We start from the raw sequence: 1,683 nt of genomic DNA on the forward strand, positions 1-1,683 counted from the left end.
GTCGAACGTCGCTCAGGCATTCCGCCGGTATGGGGCGTCGGCCAGCCGGCGGTGGATGCGCCGTACGGCATCAGCGGTCTCCCGGTCCATGATCGGCAGGGGGATGACGTTGGTTCCCAGCGGCGGCGTGGAGGTTACCTCCCGGGCGTCCTTAGCACGGCGGGTGGCGTAGACGATCAGGCCGACGAGCAGAGACGAGGCCAGGGTGGCAGCGGTGCGGCCGATGGTGATGTTGTGCATGGTGCAGCTCCTCAGGGCAACGCGCTGATCAGGGAGACGGTCTGGGGAGCCGGCAACCTCCGACGGGTAGCCGGCAGCGTGCCCACCCGGGCGGGCGGGTGCGGGTGGCTCAGGCAGGCCCGGGGTCGACGGCGACGTGCCGGCTGGGCGGCAGTGCATCACGGGCGCGAGCGTGGCCGAGCCTGCCACGGGCGGGCTGGACGAGGCTGCGGGTGGGGTCCGCGGCGAGCTGGTCGGCGATAGGGGTCGGCGGCGGTTTCATCGCCGCTTGACCGTTGCCGGGGCATCCGCTGTGGGCCCGGTTGGTGGTGAGGCCCGGGTCGCGGTCGAGTAGGCGACGGACGAGGCCGCGGCCGTGTAGCGGGGTGCGGGCGGCTGCCGAGCAGGGGTCCGGGTCGGCGGCGGTCCAGCGGGTGCCCGCGGCACCGGCCGGCTCGTCGGCGCGCTCCCCGCCGGCGTCCACGGGCAGCGCGCCGGCCGAGGGCGCGGCGGGCGCCGGCAGGGCGGTGATGGCCTCACCGTCGGGCAGCGGCGACGCGTCGGTCGCCGGGAGGGTGGTCGGCGGAGCCGCCGCGGGTGTGGTGGAGGCGGGGGCCTCCGGCGTGACCGCGTCCACGACCGGCGCGACGGGCGGGGCGGACGGCGGCACCACGTCGACCACGCCGTCGACAACCTCGACGGTCTCCTCCAGGACGTCGTCGACGCCGCCGATCACCTGGCCGATCGGGTCGGCGGGCGGGGTCGGGGTGCGGTCCGCGGGCGGAGGCGGGTCTGCGCGCTCAGGTGGCGCGGGTGGTGGTGTCGGCGCGGCGGCCGGCTTGGTCCGGTCGGGCGTGGTGGTCACCGCGGTGACCAGGTCGCGCACCGGGGCCAAGATCTCGGTCAGTCCGGCCGGCCGGTCGTTGGTGGTGGTGTGGGCTGGACGGTCGTCGGCGCGGGCCGCGGACGACTCCGCGGCGGACCAGGCGGACCAGGCGGCACCGGCGAGGGCGGCCACTACTGCGGCGCGGATGATGATGCGCGGTGATCGCACGCTGCTGCCTCCCCCCGGTGGCGATGCCGGTCCAGTGGATCGGACCAGGGGGACATGGTGTCTCACCAGGTGGGTGAGCGCGAGCCGGTCTCACGACGGCATCCGCCGGGTTGCAACCCAGGTGTCCGTATTGATGGGGATCTTCCGGTGCGTCATATGCAAATTGCGGCCGGCGGGATGTCCACGCTCATTCTTCGAACGGGTGTGCGAATCGCCCAAGATCGTCGATCACGACGTGGACAGCCGTACCCGATCTGAGGGGTACACGCCGCGCACCCGGCCGCCGACGGTGACCACCTGCACCGGAACGCCCTCGGGGATGTCCAGCTCTGCCCGCTCGGCCGGCGTGGGCATCCGCGCGTCGACATAGGCGCCCCGCGGCACGGGCACGACCTGGCGCTCGTGCTGCA

The 1,683-nt window shown here is 74.3% G+C and carries 2 protein-coding genes and 1 pseudogene; all 3 read right to left on the reverse strand.

What is annotated here, in order from left to right:
- Nucleotides 1-12: 12 nt before the first annotated feature.
- Entirely contained in the window at nucleotides 13-240 is a 228-nt protein-coding gene (locus tag C5N14_RS13660) for a hypothetical protein (RefSeq protein ID WP_117668467.1), read from the reverse strand.
- A 109-nt stretch (nucleotides 241-349) separates the two neighbouring features.
- Nucleotides 350-1,273 carry a hypothetical protein gene (locus tag C5N14_RS13665; RefSeq protein WP_128763573.1) on the reverse strand — a complete coding sequence of 308 codons (924 nt, stop codon included), beginning with the start codon at nucleotides 1,271-1,273 and terminating at the stop codon, nucleotides 350-352.
- 228 nt (nucleotides 1,274-1,501) lie between these two features.
- Nucleotides 1,502-1,683: pseudogene (locus tag C5N14_RS32140) on the reverse strand (GntR family transcriptional regulator); the annotation flags it as partial.

The organism is Micromonospora sp. MW-13, assembly GCF_003434305.1.
In the GTDB taxonomy this organism is placed as follows: Bacteria; Actinomycetota; Actinomycetes; order Mycobacteriales; family Micromonosporaceae; genus Micromonospora.